This is a genomic window from Mycobacterium shottsii (genome assembly GCF_010728525.1).
GTDB classification, from domain to species: Bacteria; Actinomycetota; Actinomycetes; order Mycobacteriales; family Mycobacteriaceae; genus Mycobacterium; species Mycobacterium marinum.
In genome coordinates this window covers 1,759,895-1,781,019 of record NZ_AP022572.1, presented here as the reverse complement: position 1 = coordinate 1,781,019, position 21,125 = coordinate 1,759,895, and the positions used below count along the sequence as shown (strand labels likewise).

Annotated in this window: 16 protein-coding genes and 1 pseudogene; 7 read left to right on the top strand and 10 right to left on the bottom strand. The window is 65.3% G+C overall.

The window, feature by feature from the left end; all coding sequences use genetic code 11:
- Position 1: 1 nt before the first annotated feature.
- Positions 2-1,246, bottom strand: coding sequence for an acyltransferase family protein (locus G6N41_RS08385; RefSeq protein ID WP_407663792.1), 1,245 nt, complete (start codon positions 1,244-1,246; stop codon positions 2-4).
- A gap of 101 nt (positions 1,247-1,347) precedes the next feature.
- Here G6N41_RS08385 and G6N41_RS08380 point away from each other — a divergent pair, with 101 nt between their 5' ends.
- Positions 1,348-2,628: a DUF3068 domain-containing protein gene (locus tag G6N41_RS08380; RefSeq protein ID WP_020731514.1), complete on the top strand. Its 1,281-nt coding sequence runs from the start codon at positions 1,348-1,350 to the stop codon at positions 2,626-2,628.
- A gap of 10 nt (positions 2,629-2,638) precedes the next feature.
- Entirely contained in the window at positions 2,639-4,438 is a 1,800-nt protein-coding gene (locus G6N41_RS08375) for a hypothetical protein (protein ID WP_198967097.1), read from the top strand.
- Between the two features lie 9 nt (positions 4,439-4,447).
- Here G6N41_RS08375 and G6N41_RS08370 read toward each other — a convergent pair whose 3' ends face one another.
- On the bottom strand, positions 4,448-5,611 hold the full coding sequence (locus G6N41_RS08370) for a glycosyltransferase family 4 protein (protein ID WP_198967096.1): 1,164 nt from the start codon (positions 5,609-5,611) through the stop codon (positions 4,448-4,450).
- A 55-nt stretch (positions 5,612-5,666) separates the two neighbouring features.
- Between G6N41_RS08370 and G6N41_RS08365 the strand changes: the two genes are divergently transcribed.
- Together G6N41_RS08365 and G6N41_RS08360 are read left to right on the top strand one after the other, a co-directional pair.
- On the top strand, positions 5,667-6,434 hold the full coding sequence (locus G6N41_RS08365; protein WP_012392445.1) for a class I SAM-dependent methyltransferase: 768 nt from the start codon (positions 5,667-5,669) through the stop codon (positions 6,432-6,434).
- Positions 6,435-6,478: 44 nt separating this feature from the next.
- Positions 6,479-7,946: pseudogene (locus G6N41_RS08360) on the top strand (aldehyde dehydrogenase).
- A 64-nt stretch (positions 7,947-8,010) separates the two neighbouring features.
- Here the strand turns inward: G6N41_RS08360 and G6N41_RS08355 are convergent.
- The 3 genes from G6N41_RS08355 to G6N41_RS08345 form a co-directional block, all read right to left on the bottom strand.
- Positions 8,011-8,820, bottom strand: a complete 810-nt coding sequence (locus G6N41_RS08355) for a crotonase/enoyl-CoA hydratase family protein (RefSeq protein WP_015354220.1) — start codon at positions 8,818-8,820, stop codon at positions 8,011-8,013.
- A gap of 127 nt (positions 8,821-8,947) precedes the next feature.
- Positions 8,948-9,523, bottom strand: coding sequence for a hypothetical protein (locus G6N41_RS28250; protein WP_231608839.1), 576 nt, complete (start codon positions 9,521-9,523; stop codon positions 8,948-8,950).
- A 5-nt stretch (positions 9,524-9,528) separates the two neighbouring features.
- Positions 9,529-9,906, bottom strand: a complete 378-nt coding sequence (locus G6N41_RS08345; protein WP_198966258.1) for a hypothetical protein — start codon at positions 9,904-9,906, stop codon at positions 9,529-9,531.
- A gap of 67 nt (positions 9,907-9,973) precedes the next feature.
- Here G6N41_RS08345 and G6N41_RS08340 point away from each other — a divergent pair, with 67 nt between their 5' ends.
- The gene (locus tag G6N41_RS08340; protein ID WP_407663791.1) at positions 9,974-10,846 is read left to right on the top strand and encodes an IS5 family transposase; all 873 of its coding nucleotides are present in this window, start codon (positions 9,974-9,976) and stop codon (positions 10,844-10,846) included.
- A gap of 107 nt (positions 10,847-10,953) precedes the next feature.
- On the opposite strand, the gene G6N41_RS08335 is transcribed toward G6N41_RS08340, so the two are convergent.
- Positions 10,954-11,169: a hypothetical protein gene (locus G6N41_RS08335; protein WP_198968062.1), complete on the bottom strand. Its 216-nt coding sequence runs from the start codon at positions 11,167-11,169 to the stop codon at positions 10,954-10,956.
- Positions 11,170-11,354: 185 nt separating this feature from the next.
- On the opposite strand from G6N41_RS08335, the gene G6N41_RS08330 reads away from it, so the two are divergent.
- Together G6N41_RS08330 and G6N41_RS08325 are read left to right on the top strand one after the other, a co-directional pair.
- Positions 11,355-11,513, top strand: a complete 159-nt coding sequence (locus G6N41_RS08330) for a hypothetical protein (protein ID WP_020727860.1) — start codon at positions 11,355-11,357, stop codon at positions 11,511-11,513.
- Positions 11,510-12,130 (top strand): TetR/AcrR family transcriptional regulator, encoded by a 621-nt coding sequence (locus tag G6N41_RS08325; protein WP_198967095.1) that lies wholly within the window; start codon positions 11,510-11,512, stop codon positions 12,128-12,130. Before G6N41_RS08330 ends, G6N41_RS08325 begins: the two co-directional genes overlap by 4 nt.
- A 77-nt stretch (positions 12,131-12,207) precedes the next feature.
- Here G6N41_RS08325 and G6N41_RS08320 read toward each other — a convergent pair whose 3' ends face one another.
- The 4 genes from G6N41_RS08320 to G6N41_RS08305 all read right to left on the bottom strand — a co-directional run bounded on the left by G6N41_RS08320 (position 12,208) and on the right by G6N41_RS08305 (position 21,073).
- Positions 12,208-16,872: a thioester reductase domain-containing protein gene (locus G6N41_RS08320; protein WP_198967094.1), complete on the bottom strand. Its 4,665-nt coding sequence runs from the start codon at positions 16,870-16,872 to the stop codon at positions 12,208-12,210.
- Positions 16,873-16,983: 111 nt separating this feature from the next.
- Positions 16,984-18,630 (bottom strand): fatty acyl-AMP ligase, encoded by a 1,647-nt coding sequence (locus tag G6N41_RS08315; RefSeq protein ID WP_231608880.1) that lies wholly within the window; start codon positions 18,628-18,630, stop codon positions 16,984-16,986.
- A gap of 662 nt (positions 18,631-19,292) precedes the next feature.
- A complete protein-coding gene (locus tag G6N41_RS08310; protein WP_198967093.1) occupies positions 19,293-19,589 on the bottom strand; it encodes a hypothetical protein in 297 nt (98 codons plus the stop codon).
- Positions 19,586-21,073 carry a class I adenylate-forming enzyme family protein gene (locus G6N41_RS08305; RefSeq protein ID WP_198967092.1) on the bottom strand — a complete coding sequence of 496 codons (1,488 nt, stop codon included), beginning with the start codon at positions 21,071-21,073 and terminating at the stop codon, positions 19,586-19,588. The genes G6N41_RS08310 and G6N41_RS08305 overlap by 4 nt, the downstream gene beginning before the upstream one ends.
- Positions 21,074-21,125: the final 52 nt, after the last annotated feature.

The following is a 21,125-nucleotide window of genomic DNA, read 5'->3' as shown; positions in this document are numbered from 1 at the left end:
CTCAGGGCGCGATCGCGTCCGCTTCCCGGTCGATGTCCTGCCCGGCGCTGTGCTCGGTCCGTTTCTCCCAGCGGCGCAATGCTTCTCGACAGGGTGACTCGACCAGCGCATAGCTGACGGCGGCGATCGCGAAGCCAAAGATCAACGTCAGCACCAGCACCGTCGGCATCCGTCCGGTGAACGCAAAGGTGCCGATCACCGGGAACACCATGTCCAGGGCGGCCAGGTGCCAGATGAACAGCCCGTAAGACCAGCGCCCCAGGGTCACCATGGTGGTGCTGCCCAGTAGCCGGTGGGGCGTGCCGGGCCGGTCCAGCACCAACGGGGCCACCAGCGCGAACGCCACCACGGCACCCATCGCGGTCTTCACCGCGAATTGCGTCGCCGAGCCCTGGACCAGGCCGGCCGGACCGGCCAGCGGTGATGCCGCCACCAGATACGCCAGCACCGCCACCACACCGATCAGCACGCGGTGGCGCGCCAACCGGTGTACCAGCCCGATCGGGCTGTGCACCCACTCGGCCAGCAACATGCCGGCGGCGAACCAAGAGAAGAAGGCCGGCGGCCAGTTCAGCGGGTTCATCCCGAAACCGGCGGCCACCGGCAACCACACCCAGGCCAGACTGAGCGCGGCCGCGGCGGCGATGACGGGCACCCGGGCCCCGACTGGCACACGGCGGGCCAGGAACGCGAGCAGCGGCAATGCCAAGTAGAAGCCGACCTCGACGGACAGGCTCCACATCTGGGTGAGGCCCCCGGTCAGCGTCAATGGCACGTAGATCTGGGTAAGGGTCAAGTTCGCCAGCCACACGGTCAAACTCGCGTGGTCCGAATCCGGCAGCAGGGACAAGATCACAACCACCGCGACCACGTAGGCAGGCATGATCCGGACCGCCCGCGACCGCGGATAGTGACCCGTGCGGGGACGCGGTGATCCGCCCCGAGCGGCCGCAGCGTGCCCCCGCCACAACAGAAATCCCGACAGCGCGAAGAACACCGCCACCGCCAGATCGAAGCGGCCGAACAGCCGGCCGGCGACTCCACTGGAGTGGCCGGTCTGGAAGGCGACATGGGTGACGACCACCCCCATTGCCGCGCAGGCACGCATGCCCTCCACGGGAGGCAGAAAGCTGCGTGTCCCCCCCACCTGCTGGCCGTCGGTCACCATCACAGTCTGCCCGTCATCGACTGGCGGCCGAATCGGGTACACCGGCAAAGTTGGGGCAGGTTCGCACACCGGGACCATACGTTCTGCTGTTAGGGTCAAACGGGTTTGACTGCCTTCTTATTCGGGTGGGAACAGGTCGCGGCCAACGAGTCTTTGGTCCAGAAGGAGGTCACAGCAACGTGAACCGAGCAGTCATGTTGCGGATCGCCGCATTGGGAACGATCGGACTCGGGTCCGCTCTCCTGATCGCCGCGCTGCTGCTGTCGACCTATACCAGCAGCAAGATCACCAAAATCCCGCTCGATATCGATGCCACCCTGATCAGCGAAGGCAAGGGATCGGCGCTCGACTCGGCCTCGCTGGCCACCGACCACATCGTCATCAACCAGAACGTGCCGTTGGTGTCCCAACAGCAGATCACGGTCGAGTCACCGGCCAATGCCGATGTGGTCACCCTGCAGGTCGGAACCTCGGTCCGGCGTACCGACAAGCAGAAGGACACCGGTCTGCTGCTGGCGATCGTGGACACGGTCACCCTCAACCGGCACACGGCGATGGCCATCTCCGACGACACCCACACCGGGGGAACGGTCCAGAAACCGCGTGGCTTCGGCGACGAAAGCCCGCCAACCGCTATCCCGCTGCGGCACGAGGGCTTGTCCTACCGCTTCCCGTTCCACACCGAGAAGAAGTCCTACCCCTACTTCGATCCGATCGCGCAGAAGCCGTTCGACGCCAACTATGACAGCGAAGAGGACGTCAACGGCCTGACCACCTACCGGTTCACCCAGAACATCGGCTACAACTCCGAAGGCAAGCTGGTCGCACCGGTCAAGTACCCGTCGCTGTACGCCGGCGACGAAGACGGCAAGGTCACCACGACCGCCGCGATGTGGGGTGTTCCGGGAGAGCCGGACGAAGAGATCACGATGACCCGCTACTACGCGGCGCAGCGCACCTTCTGGGTGGACCCGGTCACGGGCACCATCGTCAAACAGACCGTGCACGCCAACCACTACTTCGCCCGTGAGGCGATGAAGCCAGAGGTAACCCTGGCCGACTACAAGGTCACCTCCAACGAAGACACGGTCGAGACCCAGGTCAACACCGCCCGCGACGAACGTGACCGGCTGGCGCTGTGGTCGCGGGTGCTGCCGATCACGTTCACCGCAATCGGCTTGGTCGCGCTGGTCGGCGGCGGGCTGCTCACGTCGTTCAGCCTGCGGACCGAAAGCATCCTGATGGATCCGAGCCTGGACCGCGACGACACCGACTTCCTGCGGCGCGTCGGACTCGAGCAGCCGGTGCCGGGAGCCGAAGCCGAGACCGAGAAGCTGCCCGCGCAGCGTCCAGACTCGTCGGACGACGGTCCTGACTCGGACAAGACTCCGCCCGATTCGGCCGAATCGTCGTCGGAGTCGGGCTCGGGTGAGCCCTCTGGTCCCGAGGAACGGACCTAGCCCGCCGACGATGCGGGCCAAGATGGCCCGGGGAGAAGGCGCAGGTTGGGCCTCGCCGCGCAGCGCCTGCTGGTGGCGGCCGGGGTACGCGCTGGTGCTGGCGCTGCTGGTGGTCGGGCCGGTGCTGGGGCCCGGATATCTGCTGCTGCGCGACACGGTATCCACCCCGCGGTCATATCTCTCCGACAGCGCCCTGGGGTTGATGGCTGCGCCGCGGGCGACGCCGCAGGATTTCGCGATAGCGCTGGCCTCCCAGGCGATAGACGGCGGGATCCTGGTCAAGGCACTGCTGGTCTTGGGGCTGTGGCTGGCGGGCTGGGGCGCGGCCGTGCTGGTAGCGCGGGCACTGCCCGCGGCCGGCGCCGGAGGCCAGTTCGTCGCGATCACCCTGGCGATCTGGAATCCCTACGTGGCCGAACGCCTCCTGCAAGGCCATTGGAGCCTGCTGCTCGGCTACGGCTGCCTGCCCTGGGTCGCGGCCACCATGCTGGGGTTGCGCGCACCGGAGGCAAGCCTGACCGGATTCTTCGGGCTGGCCTTCTGGATCGCGCTCGCCGGTCTCACCCCTACTGGGTTGCTGCTGGCCGCGACGGTAGCCCTGACCTGTGTGGCTGCTCCCGGTGGCGGCAAACCACGGTGGCTGTGCGCAACGGCCGCGCTAGCGGCCGCGCTGGTCGGTGCCCTGCCTTGGCTGACGGCGTCGGCCCTCGGTTCGTCGCTGACCACCCACACGGCCGCCAACGGACTCGGCGTTGCCGCGTTCGCGCCACGCGCCGAACCGGGTCTGGGCACGCTCCTCAGCTTGGCCAGTCTTGGTGGCATCTGGAACGTCGATGCCGTGCCCGGTTCGCGAACTACTCTTTTCGCGGTGGCCTCCGCCGCGGTCCTGTTGGTCGTGGTGGCGGTCGGACTCCCCACCGTGGCGCGACGGCCGGCGCTGGTGCCGCTGCTAGTGCTGGCCGCGGTGTCGGTGCTGATGCCCGCCGCCCTGGCAACCGGCCCGGGCCTGCACATCTTGGCTGCCGCGGTCGATGCCGCACCCGGTTTGGGGGTGCTCCGCGACGGGCAGAAATGGGTGGCACTGGCGATGCCGGGTTATGCCATATCCGCCGCGACAGCGGTGTCGACCCTGTCACGCTGCAAGACGGCCGCAACGCCCCTGAAGTCGACACTGGCGGCGTCGGCGTGCTGCCTGGCGCTCGTGCTGGCCCTGCCCGATCTGGCATGGGGCGTGCTGGGCCGGGTTGCGCCGGTGCATTACCCGCCGGGGTGGACCGCCGTGGCGACCGCGATCAACCATGAGCCTGGGACCGTCGCGGTCTTGCCCATCGGCACCATGCGGCGATTCTCCTGGTCCGGTCGGGCGCCGGTGCTCGACCCGCTCCCCCGCTGGGTTCGACCGGACGTGTTGAGCAGCGGCGATCTGGTCATCTCCGGGGTGCTGGTGCCCGGCGATGGCGTGCGCGCCCGAACGGTGCAAAAGTTGCTGCTCGCCGGGGCCGATCCGGCGGCCCTGGCCCAGGCCGGGGTGGGCTGGCTCGTCGTCGAAGTGCACGGCGGCGGCGAGATGGGCGAAGCCGGACGCACACTGGACCGCCTGACGCCGACCTACCACGACGACGAGCTGGCCCTGTACCGGATCGGTGGCCGGTCCGCGGGTGTCCCGGCCGGGGATCGTCGGGCAATGATGCTCGCGCATTGGGCGTGGTTGTCGATGTTGCTCGCGGGTGGCGCCGGGATGGCCGCCAGCCGGGTGCGCCGACACTTAAGCGGTCGCGAGGAATCGCCGACAGATCTCGCAGCGGATTAAGTCTCGGGGCTACACAACGCCGCTGACGAACCGACCGGCTGGTACGGCTTCCAGGACGCTACGCATCCCGTCGACACTTTCCTGCCAGGAGAACTCGGCACTGCGCACCTGAGCCTTGGCGCCGAGCTGATCGCGCAACACCGGATCGGCCAGCAGTCGTTCGAGCTGATCCACCAGTTCGGCGTGGCTGTCGACCAGGATGCCGGTCACTCCGTCGATGATCGAATCGGATAGACCACCCGAGGATCGATACCCGATGGTGGGCACCCCGTGTTGGGCTGCCTCGACCACCGCCAGCCCCCAGCCTTCCTTGCGCGACGGCAGCAACTGCACCCATGAGCTCTGCAGCACGTGGTGTTTGGTCACGTCGTCGACGTGACCGTGGAAGGTCACCGCGTCGGAAATGCCGAGCCGGTGCACATGATCGATCAGCCGTTGTCGCCACCAGCCGCCGCCGACGACGTCGATGTGCAGATTCGGGCTGCCCGGCGTGCGTCGCCGCAGCTGCGCGACAGCCTCCAGCGCGTCCTCAATCTGCTTGTGCGGCACCAGCCGGGACAACGCCACCACCCGCGGCGTCGCCGCCCGCGGTCCGGACAGGGTTTGCCCGGGCGCCTCGTCGAGGCCGTTGCGGACCACGGCAATTCGCTCGTTGTCGACACCGAGCGCGACGAGATCGCGGGCCGAGGGCAGCGACACCGTCACGTACTGGTTGCGCCGGTTCAGCCATGGCGACAACTTCGACTCCACGAACCAGCCCAACCGCCCGAGCACCGGACCCGCCACCGGCCACTGCTCGCGATGACAGTGGTGCACAAGCACCACCACCCGCCGGCCGAACACCAGCCGGGCCAGGAAAGGGAGCCCATTCTGGGTGTCGATGACCGCCGCGGGCCGCACCCGTCGCAGCGGACCCAGACCCATTCGCGCCGCGACCATCGCCAGCAGCGCCCACACGTATACCGAGTAGCGGCCACCCGCGCGGTTGACCCGCACCCCGTCGACCAGCTCCCATCGCGGAGCACCCGGGTAACGGGCGGTGCGCAAGGTGACCTCGATCCCCGAGGCCGCCAGTTGCGCGCCGATGCGCTGCAGATATGTTTCGCTACCGCCCCCCTGTGGGTGTCCGGTGTCGCGCCAACACAGCAGCAGCACGGAGCGCAGATCAGACATCAGTGGCTAGCCTAGCCCGCGCGAGCGTCCCCAACGCCAGCCGTAGGGTGTGCCGATGGCCGTCACCGACAGGTTTGCGCGGCGGGCAACGCTGTCCCGGTCGCTGCGGTTGCTGTCCGAATTCCGCTACGAGCAACCCGACCCGGCGCGCTTCTACGGAGCACTCGCAGCCGACACCGCGACGTTGGTGAGCGACTTGTGGCTGGCCGCCCGCGGTGAATCGGTGGCCGGCCGCACGCTGCTCGACGTCGGCGGGGGTCCCGGATACTTCGCGTCCGCGTTCGCGGCCGCTGGTGTCGGGTACATCGGCGTCGAACCGGACCCCAACGAAATGCATGCGGCCGGGCCCGCGCACGCGGGTGGGCCCGGTTCGTTTGTCCGCGCCTCGGGCATGGCCCTACCGTTCGCCGACGACTCGGTGGACATCTGCCTGTCTTCCAATGTCGCCGAGCATGTGCCGCGCCCCTGGCAACTGGGGGCCGAGATGTTGCGGGTGACCAGGCCGGGTGGGCTTGCCGTGCTTTCCTACACCGTCTGGCTGGGCCCGTTCGGCGGGCACGAGATGGGCCTGAGCCACTACCTGGGCGGCGCGCGAGCCGCCGCACGGTATGCCCGCAGGCACGGCCATCCGGCAAAGAATAACTACGGGTCGTCGTTGTTCGCGGTGTCAGCCGCCGAGGGCCTGCGATGGGCGGAGGGCACGGGAACCCTGATCGCCGCATTTCCCCGCTACCACCCCCGATGGGCCTGGTGGATGACTTCGGTGCCAATGCTTCGCGAGTTCCTGGTGAGCAATCTGGTCCTGGTGCTGTCGCCCCGGTAATGGAACGTGTTCTTGTTTTGCTTTCGCTTGGGTAGGGTGGCGCCATGGGCGAGAAGACCGAATACGACAAACTCTTCATCGGCGGCAAGTGGACGGAGCCGTCGACCTCGGAAGTGATCGAGGTGCACTGTCCGGCCACCGGCGAGTACGTGGGCAAGGTGCCGTTGGCGGCCGCCGCCGACGTCGACGCTGCGGTTGCCGCCGCGCGCGCGGCATTCGACAACGGTCCGTGGCCATCCACGCCGCCAAAGGAACGCGCGACCGTCATCGCCAATGCCCTCAAGCTGCTCGAGGAGCGCAAAGACCATTTCGCCAAGCTGCTCGCCGACGAGACCGGCCAACCGCCGATGACCGTCGAAACGATGCACTGGATGGGCTCGATCGGGGCGCTGAACTTCTTCGCCGGCCCCGCCGTGGACCAGGTCAGGTGGAAAGAGATCCGCAACGGGTCCTACGGACAGACCATCGTCCACCGGGAGCCGATCGGTGTGGTGGGCGCGATCGTGGCCTGGAACGTGCCCCTGTTCCTGGCGATCAACAAGCTGGGTCCGGCGCTGCTGGCGGGCTGCACGGTGGTGCTCAAACCCGCTGCCGAAACACCGCTGACCGCAAACGCGTTGGCGGAGGTGTTCGCCGAGGCGGGTCTGCCCGAGGGCGTGCTGTCGGTGGTGCCAGGCGGGGTTGAGACCGGGCAAGCCCTGACCTCCAACCCCGGGGTAGACCTGTTCACCTTCACCGGCAGCTCGGCCGTCGGCAAAGAGATCGGGCGACGGGCCGCGGAGATGCTCAAGCCGTGCACCTTGGAACTCGGCGGAAAATCGGCGGCCATCCTGCTCGAGGATGTCGATCTGACTACCGCGGTCCCGATGATGGTCTTCTCCGGGATCATGAACACCGGGCAGGCCTGCGTGGGCCAGACCCGCATCCTGGCCCCCGGTCCCGCGCTACGAGGAGATCGTGGAGGCGGTAAGCGCCTTCGTACAAGCACTACCGGTCGGGCCGCCGTCGGACCCAGCCGCCCAAATCGGGTCGCTGATCTCGGAGAAGCAGCGGGCCAGGGTCGAGGGCTACATCGCCAAGGGCATCGAGGAAGGCGCCCGGCTGGTTTCCGGCGGCGGCCGCCCGGAGGGTCTGGACAACGGATTCTTCGTGCAGCCCACCGTCTTCGCCGACGTCGACAACAAGATGACGATCGCGCAAGAGGAGATCTTCGGGCCGGTGCTGGTGGTGATCCCCTATGACACCGAGGAGGATGCGATCAAGATCGCCAACGACTCGGTGTACGGTCTGGCCGGCAGCGTATGGACCTCCAACGTGCCCAAGGGCATCGAGATCTCGGAGAAGATCCGCACCGGCACGTATGCGATCAACTGGTACGCCTTTGATCCGTGCTGCCCATTCGGCGGCTACAAGAATTCCGGCATCGGTCGCGAAAACGGGCCCGAGGGCGTCGAGCACTTCACCCAGCAGAAGAGCGTGCTGATGCCGATGGGTTACACGCTCGAAAGCTAGCCCACTTCGGTAGGAGGCCGAATACCACCGCAATTCGCCGCCGTTTGGAATCAGGAGCCTGGGCTTAGCGGCCGGTGAATCGGGCCTGCCGGCGTTCGATGAAAGACTGCACTCCCTCGGCGGCATCTGCGCTGGTGAATAGCGCCCGAATATCGGGGACCAGGCGCTCGATCGCCGCGGCCTCACCTTCCCGGCGAGCCAGATGCGCCGACGCGAGGGTGGCTCGCACGCCCAACGGTGCGGCACGGTCGGCGATCGTCTGCGCGATCTCCCGAGCCCGGGTCAGAGCCGTCGCCGCATCGTCGGCCACCTCTTGGACCAGCCCGATGCGATGCGCTTCGGCGGCATCGAACTCGTCGCCGGTGAGCAACCAGCGCATCGCGTTACCCCACCCGGCGTCACGGGTCAGCCGGATCGTCGCGCCTCCGAACGGGTAGATCCCGCGCTGTACTTCGAGTTGACTGAATCGGGTTCCGGCCGCCGCGATGCGAATGTCGGAGGCCAGCAGCAATTCGATGCCCAACGTCATGCACCAGCCGTGTGCGACAGCGATCAGCGGTGTGCGCCACGGGCCGTCCAGCCGCCACGGGTCGCGACCATCCGCGGGGAACGGGGACTGTCCGGCCGCGATGCTGGGCGCAACGTCAACCAGATCCAGGCCGCCGGTGAAGTGGTCACCATGGGCGAACAGAACGCCGGCCCGCACCGAGTCGTCGGTTTCCAGCAGCGCGTAGGCGCGCGACAGGTCAGCAAACATTGCCCGGTCGAACGAATTGCGTTTCTGCGGCCGATTCAGGCCGATCAGCAGGACGTGGCCATCCCGCTCGAGGGACACGGTTGCCAGTTTGGGCAGGGAAGTTTCCGTCGTAGTCATCTGCACAGTGAACCGCAGAAATATGCCATATGCAATAGTTCATACCGTCCAATTATCGGGACATTACGAGTTGGTTGCAGGGGCGTGATGCATCAAGTCAAGATGCCTGCGAAACCTGGTTCATGCATCAGGTAAGGAATGCCCGCGAAATCGGGGTCAGCTGGTGGTCTTGCTTTTGATGCGGATGCCGGCTTTGAGGGCGGGTAGAGCGGCGGGTATGGCGGCGGGGTAGAGCTGTTCGGTCTTGTCTTTGGCGAGTCTGAGCAGGGCGGCTTGCAGGTCGGCGATCTGGTGGGCGATCGCGGCGGGGTTGAGGCTGTTGCGGTAGGTGAGCAGCTCTGTTTGTTGGGCCGCTGAGAGGACTCCGGCGGCCAGCAGCCGGTCCAGGGGTCTGGGGCTTGTCGTAGAGCCGGCGGCGGTGACCGTCGCGGCTGCAGCCGTAGCTGATGGGTTTGATGGTGGGGGTCAGGTAGTTGAGCCGGTCGTTGACCAGGTGCCACAGCCGGTTGAGCACGGCGCGTTCTTCGTCGGTGTCGTAGCGGTAGTAGAACCCGTAGCGACGCACGAGGTGGTTGTTTTTGGACTCGATGGTGGCCTGGTCGTTCTTCTTGTAGGGTCGTGAGCGGGTGAAGAAGATCTCCATGTCCGCGGCCCACTTGATGACCGCCTTATTGAGGAATTCGGTGCCGTTGTCGAAGTCCAAACCCGTTACCTTATAGGGATTTTAGTAATTCCGGTTTTGAGGGCGCCCAGGATGTGGGGGTGGGCGTTGTTGCGCACCGTGCGGGTGAACACCCAGCCGATGTGCATGTCGGTGAGGTTGACCGTGCGGGCGAACTCACCTTTCAGTGTCGGGCCGCAGTGCGCCACGGTGTCGCCTTCGAAGAACCCCGGAGATTCTTCGGCCTCATCGCCTGCTTTGCAGATGGTGATCGAGGACCGCAGCAGCGGGGAGGGTTTCGTCGTCGACACACCCGAGATCTGGTCGCGGGCCTTGGCGCCGCGCAGGTAGCGGTCGATCGTGGCGCTGCTCATCGCCAACAGCTCGGCACGCACCGCCGGGCCGTAACGGTCACGGCCGTCCACCAGTTCGCCGTGGCGTTCTAGGGCGTGTCTGCTTAATGTGAATGGTGTTTTGGCTGATGCTGTTTGGGTGATGCGGACGCATGCGATTTCTGATGATTTGTGGTCGCTGATCGTGGCGGTGTTGCCTGCGGGGCGGCGGCGTGGCCGGCCGTGGAACGATCATCGACGTGCTCTGGAGGGCATTATCTGGCGTTACCGTACGGGATCTCCGTGGTGTGACCTGCCCGAGCACTTCGGTCCCTGGCAATCGGTGGCCGAGAGGCATCTACGCTGGTCGGTCGATGGCATCTACGCGCGGATCTTCGCGGCGATCGCCTCTGACCTCGACGCCGAGGACGCCGACCTGGGCGCACTGTTGTCGGTCGATTCGACCAGTGTGCGCGCCCACCGACACGCAGCCGGAGCGCGCCCGGGCGCCGCACAGGGGGATCTGTCGAATTACAAGAAATATCTCGATGAGCCCGATGACCACGCCATTGGGCGTTCCCGCGGCGGGCTGACTACCAAGATCCACGCCTTGACCGACCAGCTGTGCAGTCCGGTCACCCTGGCACTGTCGGCCGGTCAAGCCGGTGATAATCCGATGCTTTGGCCATTGCTGGCCGCCCGGTGCAGCAACTCATACGCCCCGTTTCACCTGCTGGCGGACAAGGCGTACTCCTATGACTCGACGCGGGCACAGCTGCGCCGGCTCAAGATCGCCCATACCATCCCCGAGCGCAGCGACCAGATCACCCGCCGCAAAGCCAAAGGCCGCAACAGAGGACGGCCTCCGGGGTTCTCAGGCCGAATCTACAAGCACCGCAACACCGTCGAGCGAAGCTTCAACCGGCACAAACACTGGCGCGCGGTCGCCACCCGCTACGACAAATACGCCCTGACCTACCTCGGCGGTGCCACCCTGGCCGCCATCATCACCTACCACCGCGTCCGCAATTAGCAGACAGGACCTAGAGCATCCAACTGAAGTGCCATGGAAGCGGCCAGGTACCGGCCGCACTGCCCGCCTGAGGCCGCCCACACCTTCTGCAACACCTTGAGCGCATCCTAGGAGTACTTCGGATTGCGTTGCCGGCGAGTCCGTTTGGCGACCTGCCGACCCGCTCCCGGCGGCGCGGCCGCCGCCCTCAACCGCCGCCGGGCGTTGTCACGCGACCAGCCGGTGACCGCCACCACCTGATCCAGAATCTGCCCCTTGTCCGCCTTCGGCGCCCCCACATACGCCCTGGCGAACTTCGCGGTGATCTCGGCCCGAGACGACATCGACAGCCCACTTCCCATGCCTGCCAAGGATCGACCGTTTCGCGGGCATTTTTACGTGATGCACCGAGGGCGCTTCACGGGCATTTTTCGTGATGCTTGCCGAGGGGTTGCCCTATCTCCGCCCACGCTTATATGCTGCTTTGCATAATCATGGGCCGGCGGCCCCGGCGCATGGGATAACGCAGATGCCGGGAGATACCATGTGGATCATCGAGCTCAACGTTGCCGGCTATCGCTTCACCCGCGAGATGCCCGATCTGCCCCGCAAGCAAGCCCGGTTGCGCCCCCGCCACCTGCATTGGCCGGTACTGCGCCACTCGCACGGACATTCCCCCGCCGCATGACACCGCCCAGCACATCGGCGCCGAAGCGTGGCGGCACCCGCGAGAAGATGTTGATCAGCGCCGCTCAGGTGATGCGCGAGCGGGGCGCGGCCGGGGTCACCATTGATTCGGTGCTCGCCCGCAGCGGCGCCCCCCGCGGTTCGGTCTACTACCACTTTCCCGACGGCCGAAATCAGATCCTGATCGAGGCGCTGCGTTATGCCGGCGATTCCATCACCGCGGTGATCGACAAGGCCGCCGACAAGGGCGCCCGGGCCCTGCTGCGCGAATTCGTCAGGCTGTGGGAGCACCTGCTCACCGACGGGGACTTTGCCGCCGGCTGCCCCGTGGTGGCAGCCGCCCTCGGCCCCGCCGACGATGAAGTCGAGCTAGCGGCGGAAGCCGGCACTATCCTCGACAGCTGGTGCGCCGCATTGGGCCGGGCCTTTGTTTCCGACGGATTCGACGAATCGACCGCAGCATCGCTGGCGGTGACCTCCATCGCCGCGCTGGAAGGCGCCATCATGCTGTGCCGGTCCACGCGTAGCGCCGAACCGCTGCGCCAGGTCGGCGAGCAGCTCGAATTCTTGGTCAAAGCAAGGGGATTCGTCGCACAAAGCAGACTGGATAGCGAGTAGAAACCGCAGCGGTAGCCACTGGTCCGCGGTCACGATCGGTCAGAAACGTCTCGATCGTCTCCGCGGCAGTGTGCCCTTCAGCACTTCCCCCTCACGATGCGAAACTCCCGCGTGGCGCCCGGGTTACGCACCTTTCGCGTTGACTCGAAAACCGCTGTGCCCCGGGCGATGCGCTGGTCATTCTTCCACCAGCCGCGGCCGGAGCGCTGTTCGATGTCGATCGTCACGTCCGCCTCGTCGGTGAAATGGGTGTAAACGTATTCGTCACCGGGCAATGGGCGGACCGACAGCAGCATGCGCGCCGGGTCCGCTTTGACACGCACCACGAAGCGGAGGTCGCCACGCTCGGCAACGAAGTCCCAAGAGTCCGTGGCTGAATCCAACTCGCGGTTGTGATGAAAAGCATCGATCAGGTTGCTCTCGATGCACTCGCCCTTGTAGCTGAAGGTCAGCCATAGCGAGGTCTGAGACCAATCGTTGAAGCGGGCGCCGAAGCCTTCGATGAGGAAGTCAGGATCACCCTCGAAGTTGGCGCAATGCACCCAGGCGGACTCGCGCAGATTCTTGGTGTTCCAATAGTGCCCGTCGCTCGCCACCGTGCGGCCGATCTCGTATGTCTGGCCACAAACCGTGACAACACCGCGAAGGTGCTGTCTTGCCCCGTTCGACTGGAAGTGTGGAAGCAAGTCGTAGGCCGAGGCTTCGGGTAGGCGATCTAAGGAGATCGCCTCGCTCCGGTCCAATTCGAGATCCCACTCGATCACCCCGTCCGCAGAATCCACGCGGCCCCATACCTTCTCTTCGCCATAGCCCGAAGGACCGATCTCAAGACGTACTTTCGCCGAGTTCTCGAGCCGGGCATGACCTAGTGGATAACGCTGGCGGATGGCCAACTCCGTACCCGGGCGCTGGCGGTCGCGGAACGTAGACCACACCTCCGCGAGTTTGTCGGACTCCAGAAAGCCGTTGTGCAGCACGTAGCGCGCCATAAAGCTGAGGCCCCGCACCGGATCGTTGAAGAGGACGTAATAGGTCTCGACGAAATCCAGCTGGACGCCATCGAAGCGCAGGCGATCATCCAAAGTCTGCCCGGATTCTCCCGGGGGGTGCAGCACCAACGCAGGCTCGTCGGATAGGCCGGCACGCGGGTTGCTGGGCAGTTGGTCGTAGTAGTCGCATGCCACAAAATGGCGCGTGTAGCGGGCCAACAGCTCCAGTTGATCGGGCACGTCGAAGTCCAGATCCGCTGTGGCGGAATCAAACAACGCGCGGCCGGTGGGCGGAAAGAATACCTGCTCCTCGGAGAGCGCGCGGATGAAGTCCACGAAGGGGAAGAGCGCGTTTTTCCGCAGCCCCTCAGTACCGAGGCCGAGCAACTCCCGCTTCCAGACATCCCACGGCAGTCCACGAATGTCGTAGCCCACCTCGCGGTGCCAGTCGATGTAGTCCGAAACCTGCCTGGAGCGCGGATGCACTACAAAATAAGCCTGATTGAGGTTCTGCGGGCGTTTTGCGATGTGCACGATAGCCTTGGAAGTGACGTCCACGGGCGCCATCTCCCAGGTGGTGTCCAGCAGCGGCCAGGCACCGAGCTGGATGCATCCCTTGAGGAACTGGGGCAGGAATTCGTCGATCTTGTGATAGGTACCGTCGGATAGTCCAGACACCATGCCCGGCCGGTAGATGGCACCGAGTATACCTCGTTCGGTGAATGCTTGCCACATCATCACATCGCTGACGTATTTGGTCTGCTCGTAGCCGTTTAGCAGGTCGTCGCAGTGGGTGATCTCCTCCCGGTCCTGCACAACGGAGTGTCGACCGTAACCGGTCGACATGATCACGCCAAGGGTTGAAACAAAGTGCACCTGGATGGGGGCCTCGCTGGACACTGCCAATCGCAGGATCGTCTCCGTGGACTCCACATTGGTGGCCTTGAGATGCTGGTAGGGGTAGACGAAGTTGACCCATGCCGCGGAATACACGATGGTGTCGATGGAGCGAGCAAGCGCTTGGAACGGCGCCAGGCCGTCCAGCCCCAGCCAGGGGGCGGTCAGGTCGCCCAACACGACGTCAACCCTCGATTCGAAGGTGACATCCCAGAGCCCGTAACGGCAAAGGTTGTTGAGAATGCGCTGCCGCCCCTCCTCGGGGGTTGACGCACGCACCAAACAAGAGATGCGAGCCTCGGTTTGGATCAACAGCTCGCGGATGAGATATGCGCCCAGGTAGCCAGTACCGCCGGTCAGCAGAATGTGGTGCATGGGCCGGTCGTAGGTACTGGGGTCATAGCCCGGCCGACAAATGTCAGCGGCAAGATGGCCTTCTTCCTTGAGCGAGAAGGAATCAGCAAGCAGCTGCGGGGCGCGGCCTGCCTCCACGTCCCTTATCGCCTGGGCCAGCACGGCAACAGTGGGCTCGATGATGGTCTGCAGCGAGATTGACTCTGCTACATCCATGTCCCACATACGGGCAAAGGCCTCGGCGGCGCGCAGGGAGTGGCCGCCGAGTTCGTAGAAGTTGTCGTTCACTCCCACCCGGTCGATGCCCAGCACATCGCACCAGATGCGAGCGATCGCCTTCTCCTGGCTATCACGGGGTGTGACGTAGGGCGTGGCAAGCGCCGGACGACGCGCGTGGGCGGTCACCGCCAAGGCGGTCATCAGGGCATCGACGTTCGAGCCAATGCGGGCAATTTCAGCGTAACCACCGGCGGCGCGGGTCCGGGCGCCAGACCGGGACGGCACGGGCGCGGACTCATCCCGCGCCGGGTCGGTCTCCTCCCGCAAGATCACCCGGGTGGAAGCGAGCAGGTGAGCCTCGATATCGGCCACCTCGAGAATTATCTTCTGTACGTCGCCGACCCCCGCGGGCACACTGACGCCGGCAAGGCTGTCGTAGAAGCTGCGAACGGGAACGTTGCGCGCACTGGTCTCCACCTCCAGCAAGAGCTGGTCGCAACCGGCCTCGCTGGCATCCACTGCCAGCCTGCGCACCAGCGCCTGCTCCACCCGACGGCCCAGTACGCGACAACTCATCAGGAAAAGATCGCAAACTAGGGCGCTGTCACGGGACACCGCGGATACCAGACCGACGAATCCATAGTCGCCGAAGCGATCACTGACGCGAGCGCGCCACGTGCGCCGGCCCGGCTCGCGACAGAACGCACGCAGCTCCGCCTCGGACATCGATCGTTTGCGGGCGTTGAACTGGTTGGTGCGGTGAGTGAGCTGCGCGGCGCGCGCAAGCTCGTCTTCCAGCGAGAGGGTTGCGAGGTCGATCTCGAGATCCAGCCGGGAAAGAAAATCATCGATGGTGGGCGCACTCGCCTCGATCTCGGCGCGCTGGACGCTCTGGCGCATCATCGCGGTGCGACTCCGATCCTCTTCGGTGGTACGCGCCGCGTCGAAGGCCCAATGGTGGTTGAGGAATGACTCGAAGCACTCGGGCTGCGGCAGCTCGATGACGAGCACCTGCGGCAACGCCTCGCTGACCTCGGCGACTTCCATGGCACTGTCGTCTATGAAGATAAATGTGTCCAGCCCCAGTCCGAGTTCGTCAGCGAGCAAGCGCATGTTCTCTGATTTGGGTAGCCAGTTGATCCGACGAAGGCAGATGTGTTCCAAGCCGAGCGGCATGGCAGGGTGAGCGGCGAAGGCGGCCAATACATCGGCATCGTTGTTCTTGCTGACAATGCATAGCAGCTTTCCTGCCTCTGCTTGGGCGACCATGAAACGCTGGAGGACCAGAAAATGCTCGGAGAGCGTGATGCCCTCCGGACCGTCTTCCCCCACCACGCCGCCCCACAAGGTGTTGTCACAGTCCAGCACGATCACCTTTGCCGGTTCGCTGAGCACGGCAGCGATGCGCCGGGCGATACAGGCCCCGATGGCACTGAAACACCCCTGAGTGAAGGGCAGGTGACCAAGGCTGTCACGGGCCTCATCCCAGATGCGCACAACCGGCCAGTCCTCGTAAACTCGGCGCAGGTCCACGGGGAAGAGACTGTGGTGGGAGCCAGCCGCGGCGATGATGCGTTGGTCCAAATCCTCCAGCAGCTCTGCCAGACCGAGTGCGCGTACCGAGTGGGGGGAGTGCGGCGCCAGAGCGACCAGAGTCGGCGCACCACTTCGGTCAGCATGGCCGAGCAGTGCGTCGCAAAGCTCCGCGACGGCACGCTCGAGTTCCTCCCGGCCGGGAGGCGTGTTGTGGTGCCGAAAGAGGTCCTCCACGCGCATGAGCACGACATTTATGCCGCCCTCGCCTGCGAATACACCCTCGGGGTTGAGCAAGGCCTGGAACACCTGGTTGTACCCGGCGAATTGGACGTTCGCCGGCATGCCCAAGCGACCGAGCAGGTTGCACACGGTCGGCTCGATCAGCTCAGCGGTGAATGAGGCGGCGACACGCACCGTTTGCACGTAGGGCGCGTTGGTGTCGCGGTTACGCATTCCCTCGCGCATACGGAAGAGAGTGACGCACATGGCATCGATGCTCTCGAATTCGGCGAGCAGGGTTGGCTCGATGTCGATTTCCAGTAGCTTTTCCAGTTCGCCGGCCAGACGTACGGTATGAACCGAACTGAACCCCAAGTCGGCTAGCGAGCGTGAAAAATCGACACCGGTGAAGCCGGCGTCGCTGCTCTTGGCTATCTCATGCCGAAGCCAGTCGCGGAACGTCTCCAGACTGCGCACGGTCGTCGTGTTTCCACCGCTGGCCACGAAATCGACATCTTCCTTGAACATCGCGCTCCTTAGGAGTGTGTGGGTTTGACTTCGGGTGCTTAATCTCTTCGAGCCACTCGGCTACCCGCCGTGGGCACCGGAGCTCAACGCCTCAGGCCCAATCGGCCTGTCTCATTTCTCCAACGCGCCGTGCAAAGCGAGGCCACCCTGGCGCAGCAGCTCTCGGCACAAGGACCGCTGGATCTTGCCGCTGGTGGTCTTGGGAACCTCGCCGCATCGCGCGAGAAATACCGCGTCGACCGATACCTCGTGCTCTCGGGTGATGGCGAGCGCGATGCGCTGCCCTACGTCGCGCGGGTCCAGGCCCCGTTCTGCTTCCCGGCGGATCTCGGCAACGACAATGAGGGCCTCACGCTCCTCTCGCTCCTCGGCGAACACGGCCACGAAGTGTGAGCGCACAGCCGGATGGGCGCCCTCTGCGGTCTCTTCTAGGTCCTGCGGGTAATGGTTGGCGCCATGCACGATGACGAGGTCTTTCAAGCGACCGACAACAAATAGTTCATCGTCGCGGCAGAAGCCGAGATCTCCCGTACGCAGATAGCGGGCAGGATCACCGGGTAGGCGCGCCGCAAAGACCTCCTCCGTCTGAATGTCCCTGCCCCAGTAGCCCTTCGCGACGCTCCTGCCGGTTAACCAGATCTCGCCCACCCGGTCCGGGCCCACCGGGTGTCCGGTCTCGGGGTAGACGATCTTCACCATCGTCCCCGCCAAGATGCGCCCGCTGCTCACCAGCCGCCGCGACGGGGCGTCACCGCGAGGTGCACACACCTGTGACTGCCGCAGAGCCGCGACGTCGATCTCCACAACGGTTGGCTCAGTCGCAGGAATCTTGGTAGAGACCGCCAGGGTGTTCTCGGCGAGGCCGTACGAGGGCTGCATGCAGGTTGGAGCCCAGCCCAAGGGGACAAGGGCCGCATTGAAGCGTTCCAGAGTGGTAGCGCGGATGGGTTCTGCGCCGTTGAGGGCGACATTCCAACAGGAGAGATCGATACCGCTGAGATCGGCGTACGAGGCGGCGTCTGCGCAGAGGTCGTAGGCGAAGTTGGGGCCACCGGTGAAGGTGATGCGGTAGTCGGAGATCGCACGGAGCCAGAGGTCGGGACGCTTGACGAAGCTGAGCGGATCGGCGAGCACAACCGGGAAGCCTGCGAAGATGGGCGTGAGCACTCCGAGGATCAGGCCCATGTCGTGATATAGCGGAAGCCAGCTCAGCGCAAGGTCTTCCGCGGTAAGCCCGAAGCCGTTTTGTATTTGGGCACAGTTGAACATGAGGTTGTCGTGGGTGACGACCACCCCGCGCGGTGCGCTTGTGGAGCCGGAGGTGTACTGCAGTAGGCATACGTCTTTGGATGCCGGTGCGACGGGTTGCCAGTCTTCATCAGGGATGGCCAACAGCCAGTCGAGGCGCAGTACCGTCAGGAAGTCCAGGCGCAAATCCGCAGCCACGCTTGCCGTCAACTCTTTCGCCTCGGGCCCGCTTGTGAGCAAGACTTCCGCCCCACAGTCGGCCACGACGTGGGCGAGCCGATCCAGGTGTTTGGCACGGCGCGGCACCGGCAGATTCACCGCAACACGGCGAGCATAAGCACATGCCAGGAAGCCGACGACATAGTCGAGACAGTTGCCCATCACGAGTAGCACGCGATCACCTTGATTGCCAGGGCTTTTCAGCTGAAATGCGATTGCCCGGGCGCGAGCGTCGAGCCGCGCGTAGGTAGCCTTGTCCGTCTCGCCACGCATGCCTCGCAGCTCGACCATCGCCAGCTCGTCAGGCTGATTGCGCGCGCGCCATGCCAGTCGCTCAACGAGATTGAGGTGGGGGGGAGGGAGGAAGGTGCGCCACTCGTCCCCCTGGAATCGATTCGTTCACAGTGTCTCCCTGACCTTCCTGCTTGATCGATGGCTTGGACGAAGCCCCGAACCGTGAGCAGCCGCGGCCCACCCCTCCTTGCTCAGCATCAGGCTCGATGCTTTGCACCAACCCAACGACAACGCCATCTTGACCATGAAAACAATTGCTGCTCAATGAATTCTTAACTGGCGCCGCCGGGGTTTCACCGCCCTTGGCGTTAGATCAGTTCGAACACAACCACTCTCGCGCCGGTAGGCCGGCGGGCTGGGGGACTAACGACGGCGCGGACAGCCAAGACCCCGGCAATGGCGGGGCGGCGACAACGGTGAGTGGCTGCAACAGTGGGGTTGGCGACGACGGTGGGTTCGGTGGGAACGCCGAATTGGGCGCCTTTGCGGCCATAGCCGCCTACGGAGGCAACGGTGGAACCGGCCGGCTGGGTTTCCAGGCCGGGTTCGGTGGTACCGGCGGTGGAGCCGGATTCGGCGGGTTGTTGCTAGACCAAAACGCCAGACCTGGAGCACAAACCCTGATGCGCGGGGGCACCGATTGCCATCGGCCGGCTGGATCAGTCGCTGGCCAGAAGCGGCTTGACCTCCTTGAGCGCCAGCTTGGTGGCACCGACACTCAACGACCCGGCGCCCGGTTTGGTGACCAGCAACTCGGCACCGGCCTCATCGACATAGCGTTTGCCCAGCACCGAGCCGTCGGCGAACTCGGGATCGAGTTGGCCCGAGCGCTGCACGCCAATCTCCACCATCGGCGCGCCTCCGCACCGCAGGTCGTCGAGGGTGTCGGCGCTTCTGACCACGATGACCTGGGTGTCACACACCTGGCTGGCCAGCCGGGTTCCGTTCTTGATCATGATTTCGTACCTGCCAGTTCCTCGATGATCTCCCGGCGAAGGATTTTGCCGGTGGCGGTGGTGGGCAGCTCGTCGCGAAACACTACCCGGTCCGGGGTGCGCGACCCCCGCAAACTTCTTCGCACGAATTCACGTAGTTCTTCCGGATCTGGGTCGACGCCGGCGACGGGCACCACGACGGCCACGATCTCCTGGCCCCACTGGGCATCCTCGACTCCGACCACGGCCACGTCACGCACCTGCGGGTGCTCGATCAGCACTTCCTCGAGTTCGGCCGGCGCGATGTTCTCCCCGCCGCGGATGATGGTGTCGTCGGAGCGTCCGCCGATGAATAGGTAGCCGTCTTCGTCGAGCATGGCGATGTCCTTGGTGCCGAACCAGCCGTGGCCGTCTAGCACCGAACCGATTCCGGTGTAGCGTCCGGACACCTGCTCACCCCGCACAAACAGTTCGCCGGTCTCACCGGGCCCGAGCAACCTGCCGTCCTGGCCCCGGATCTGCAGCTCGACGCCGGGCACCGGCCGCCCCACCGAGCCCAACCGCCTGGCCAGGCCAGCCGCCGCCGCGGACTGCGCGGCGCGATGGTCATCGGGCGTCAGCACGGCGATGGTCGAGCTGGTCTCGGTCAGCCCGTAGGCGTTGACGAAGCCCACGTCCGGCAACAGCTCGAGGGCCCGGCGCACCAGTGGCAGAACGACTTTCGAGCCACCGTAGGCCAGGTTGCGCAACGAGGGCAGCTTGTGTTCGCCGGTCTCGAGCACGGCGACGATGCGGTCCAGCATGGTCGGCACCACGGTGGCGGTGGTGACCTGTTCCGCATTGGTCAGCCGTACCCACTCGTGTGCGTCAAAGTTAGTCAGGTAGACCATCTTTCGTCCGGCATACAGATTCAACAGGACCGCACTTACCCCGGCGATGTGATACGGCGGCACACAGATCAGCGCCGCGTCGGAGGGCGCGGCGCACCCGAACTCGACCGTCGTGGTGACATAGCTGGTCAGGTTGCTGTGGGTCAGCTCGACGGCCTTGGGTTGCGAGGTGGTGCCCGAAGTGAACAGCACGATGGCCACCGAGTCCGGGTCGGGAAACTCCGCGACCGGTTCGGCGCGGCCGGCTAGCTCCAGAAATTGCTGGGAGCTCAGCGACTGGTCGGCTGCGATCGTGTCCCGGTAGCGTTCGTCGACGACCACCAGGGGCCGTGGCAACCGGCGGATCAAGGCTGCGATGCCGTCAGCGGACAGCCGGTAGTTGATCGGGGTGAAGGGCAGCCCCGCGCGCGCCGAGGCGAAGATCAGCAGCGGCAGCATCGCCCCGCCGGTGCCGACGTACACCACATGCTGGGCATCGGATGCGGCGATGGCCCCCGCACCCCCGTCGGCGAGATCGCTGAGCTGCTGAGTCGTCAGCCGCAAGTCGCCCGAGACGACGGCGATGCGGTCAGGACTAGCTGACGCAGCCATTTCGAGCAGCAACGAAACGCTCATCCGGGACCCTTCAGGAAGCCCTCCCTTTACAAAACTTGGCCTCAGTGTAACC

What these genes read in the sequence shown, in the direction of transcription:
- G6N41_RS08385 (WP_407663792.1), bottom strand. Translation starts at nt 1,246, where the DNA reads ATGGTCCCGGTGTGCGAACCTGCCCCAACTTTGCCGGTGTACCCGATT.
- G6N41_RS08375 (WP_198967097.1), top strand. Translation starts at nt 2,639, where the DNA reads ATGCGGGCCAAGATGGCCCGGGGAGAAGGCGCAGGTTGGGCCTCGCCG.
- G6N41_RS08370 (WP_198967096.1), bottom strand. Translation starts at nt 5,611, where the DNA reads ATGTCTGATCTGCGCTCCGTGCTGCTGCTGTGTTGGCGCGACACCGGA.
- G6N41_RS08365 (WP_012392445.1), top strand. Translation starts at nt 5,667, where the DNA reads ATGGCCGTCACCGACAGGTTTGCGCGGCGGGCAACGCTGTCCCGGTCG.
- G6N41_RS08355 (WP_015354220.1), bottom strand. Translation starts at nt 8,820, where the DNA reads ATGACTACGACGGAAACTTCCCTGCCCAAACTGGCAACCGTGTCCCTC.
- G6N41_RS08335 (WP_198968062.1), bottom strand. Translation starts at nt 11,169, where the DNA reads ATGTCGTCTCGGGCCGAGATCACCGCGAAGTTCGCCAGGGCGTATGTG.
- G6N41_RS08330 (WP_020727860.1), top strand. Translation starts at nt 11,355, where the DNA reads ATGCCGGGAGATACCATGTGGATCATCGAGCTCAACGTTGCCGGCTAT.
- G6N41_RS08325 (WP_198967095.1), top strand. Translation starts at nt 11,510, where the DNA reads ATGACACCGCCCAGCACATCGGCGCCGAAGCGTGGCGGCACCCGCGAG.
- G6N41_RS08320 (WP_198967094.1), bottom strand. Translation starts at nt 16,872, where the DNA reads ATGTTCAAGGAAGATGTCGATTTCGTGGCCAGCGGTGGAAACACGACG.
- G6N41_RS08315 (WP_231608880.1), bottom strand. Translation starts at nt 18,630, where the DNA reads ATGGTCGAGCTGCGAGGCATGCGTGGCGAGACGGACAAGGCTACCTAC.
- G6N41_RS08310 (WP_198967093.1), bottom strand. Translation starts at nt 19,589, where the DNA reads ATGATCAAGAACGGAACCCGGCTGGCCAGCCAGGTGTGTGACACCCAG.
- G6N41_RS08305 (WP_198967092.1), bottom strand. Translation starts at nt 21,073, where the DNA reads ATGAGCGTTTCGTTGCTGCTCGAAATGGCTGCGTCAGCTAGTCCTGAC.